Source organism: Planktotalea sp. (assembly GCF_018607965.1).
Classification (GTDB): Bacteria; Pseudomonadota; Alphaproteobacteria; order Rhodobacterales; family Rhodobacteraceae; genus Planktotalea.
On sequence record NZ_JABBAM010000027.1, the window covers coordinates 1 to 3236 of the forward strand.

Consider the following 3236-nt stretch of genomic DNA (forward strand, 5'->3'; position numbering starts at 1 on the left):
GACAAGACGATGTGCTTAGCCGCATGATGCACCCGATCCGTCGTGAGATTGAATATATCTCAACCTTTATGACGCTCCAGCCTGGCGATATTATCGTCACGGGCACACCGACAGGGTCGGGCGCACGCCTTGATCCGCCGCAATATTTGAAACCCGGTGATGTAATTGAAGTCGAAGTGAACGGTATCGGAACCTTGCGCAATGGCGTCGCGGATGAAGTCGTATGACGCCCGAAGAACATGCAAAAGCCGCGCTTGATCTGCTTGACGCTGAGAAGACAGGTAAGCAAATAGGTATGCTAACGCTTCGCCATCCCGAGATGGGAATGGATGATGCCTACGCGATCCAAAATGAAATCGCGCGCGCCAAAGCTGCCAAGGGTCGCAACGTTGTTGGCTGGAAGATCGGCCTGACGTCCAAAGCGATGCAATACGCACTGAATATCGATATTCCGGACAGCGGAATTTTATTCGATGACATGGTGTTTGAAACCGGTGCAACCGTGCCCAAAGGGCGGTTCATTCAGCCGCGTGTTGAGGCCGAAATTGCTTTCGTTCTAAAGTCTCCTTTGGGCGGTGTAGATGTGACCCATGCGGATGTCATTGCTGCGACGGACTACGTGACGCCCTCTATCGAAATTCTCGATACGCGCATTGAACGTGTGGACAGGGCGACAGGTAAAACGCGCACAGTTTTCGATACCATCAGCGACAATGCAGCGAATGCGGGTGTTGTTCTTGGCAAAGAGCGCCACAGTGTCGATGCGTTCGATCTGCGCTGGGTTGGGGCGATCACATCGCGCAATGGCGAGGTCGAAGAAACAGGCCTTGGGGCAGGGGTCTTGAACAATCCCGTTGAAAGCATTGTCTGGCTTGCTCGCCGCATGGCGCAATATGGGCAAAGCATCGCACCAGGACAGGTTATACTGTCGGGGAGCTTTATCCGCCCGATCGAATGCCCGTCAGGCAGCAATATCCATGCGGATTTTGGTACCTTTGGGCGGGTCGACATTTCGTTTGGTTAAGACATTCGCGAAATCACCCGCGCTTCGAAACGGATTATCTCTCCTGCTGTGAACGGATTTGAAACGCTTTTGTGAAAGTGTTACTAAAAATTTGTCGCTGTTGGAGCATCAATGCGGGCCACATTCTACATCATTGTTTATTTACTGACGCTTCATTCTGCTCAGGCAGAAGCCTTTAGGGGGAGCCTGTTTTCGGCAACTACGGTGAGCGCGCCCGCGACTGGGTCTGCATTGTTCATTGGCCGTGCGGCTGGCGGATTTTTTGCGGATCGACCCGCCAATATTCCAGCCTTCCCGCTCGCGACGACATCCGGCATGCGCGGGTCTGATGTTCAAATGATCCGCGCCCTCATTCAAGAAACGGAATCGCGTAGGATGGCTATGATGCCGTTCAATTTGGCGCGACCATCAAGCCAAACAAAAAGCCCACTCATATGACGCTTGCTGAAGACTACGCATGGATTGATGCAACGCCGGGCCAACCACATGCAATTGGGCGCTATCAGTTTATCCCTAAGACATTGCGACGCGTTGCTAAAAAAATAGGGTCAAGCCGAACGAAAGGTTTGGCCCCAAACTGCAGGATAAGCTTGCGGATGTCTTACTTGTTGAAGCGGGTTTGCAATCTTTTCGACGGGGTGAACTGGGTCGGCATGTCTTTATGAACAACCTAGCAAAAATCTGGGCTGGCCTGCCAAATTCGACGGGCAAGTCACATTACGATGGATTTGCCGGAAATAAGGCTTCGCTGAGTTGGGCGCGCTTTGATGCTGCGATGACGAAAATCTCTCTCAATCGCGGCTGAAAAGCAATTCTTTGTGGGGTAATCGTATCGGTATAGGTCCCCGAACAAGAAGGAATTTGTAAATTTCCCGCCATAATGATAAAATCGTAGGAGTGTTTGTTGGTATAGTATTTGCGCGATTTCGCCGAATCACCCACTCTGTCAGAACAGACAAAAATCTATAATTTGTGATTTCTGGGAGGATTAACATGAAATCTCTACGTAATTCTGCACTCGGCTTGACGCTGTGCATCGCGGGCGCTTCGTCTGCAATGGCAGGCAGCCACGCAGCTGAATTGACGATCGCGATCGTAAACAACGGTCACATGATCAACATGCAAAAAGTTGCCGAAGCTTACACTGAAGAAACTGGTGTTAAGTTGAACTGGGTATCTTTGGAAGAAGGCGTTCTGCGCGAGCAGGTCACTTCTGACACAGCAACCGGTGGCGGCCAGTACGACATCATCAACATCGGCATGCAGGAAGCACCTATCTGGGGCGCTGCAGGTTGGATCGAGCCACTCAACAAGTTTGGCGCTGACTACGACGTTGACGACATGCTTCCAGCGATGCGCAATGGTTTGTCCGCAGAAGGCGTGCTTTATGCTGCACCTTTCTACGGTGAGTCTTCCATGGTTATGTACCGCAAGGATCTGACTGACGCTGCTGGCGTAACGATCGCTGACAACGACAGCTGGGACAACGTCAAAGCTGCGGCAATGGCGATGCATAACCCAGACGCTGGTGTTTACGGTGCATGTTTGCGCGGTAAGCCAGGATGGGGCGACAACATGGCGTTTGTAACGACTGTTGTTAACTCTTTCGGTGGTGCTTGGTTCGATGCGGACATGAAGCCAACGCTTGAGTCCGACGAGTGGAAAGCTGCGATCAACTTCTACGTTGACCTGCTGGGCAACTACGGACCTCCCGGTTCTGAGGGCAACTCCTTCAACGAAATCCTTGCTCTTTATAACGAAGGCAAGTGTGGCCTATGGATCGACGCAACAATTGCTGCTTCTTTCCTTGAAGTTCCAGGCGTTGCATACGCTCAGTCTCCAAACGCTGGTAACCCAGTGGGTGCGAACTGGCTCTGGGCTTGGGCAATGGCTGTTCCAACAGGTTCACCAAACTCCGAAGCTGCACACGCGTTCATCGAGTGGGCAACATCTAAAGAGTACATCCAAGCTGTAGGTAACCACCCAGACTTCGGTTGGGGCAAAGTTCCAACAGGTACACGTGCATCCACATATGCAATCGAAGAATTCAAAGCAGCTGCACCATTCGCAGCAGCCGAGATGGCAGCGATTGAATCTGCGGCACCAGAAGCAACAGACTTGAAGCCATATGTTGGTGTTCAGTTTGCTGCGATCCCTGAGTTCCCAGAAGTTGGTTCTGCAGTAGCACAAGAAATCGCAGCGGCATTGTCCG

4 protein-coding genes are annotated in these 3236 nt (G+C 51.8%); all 4 read left to right on the forward strand.

Annotated features, from left to right (window positions below; genetic code table 11):
* The coding region (locus QZ279_RS01920; protein WP_293447229.1) for a fumarylacetoacetate hydrolase family protein at nt 1-227 on the forward strand (227 nt) is incomplete at its 5' end.
* Nucleotides 224-1024, forward strand: a complete 801-nt coding sequence (gene hpaH, locus QZ279_RS01925) for a 2-oxo-hept-4-ene-1,7-dioate hydratase (RefSeq protein WP_293447230.1) — start codon at nt 224-226, stop codon at nt 1022-1024. The genes QZ279_RS01920 and hpaH, both read left to right, overlap by 4 nt.
* Before the next feature lie 111 nt (nt 1025-1135).
* Nucleotides 1136-1462: a hypothetical protein gene (locus QZ279_RS15595; RefSeq protein ID WP_366513820.1), complete on the forward strand. Its 327-nt coding sequence runs from the start codon at nt 1136-1138 to the stop codon at nt 1460-1462.
* A gap of 555 nt (nt 1463-2017) precedes the next feature.
* On the forward strand, nt 2018-3236 hold a 1219-nt coding region (locus tag QZ279_RS01935), incomplete at its 3' end, for a sugar ABC transporter substrate-binding protein (RefSeq protein ID WP_293447231.1).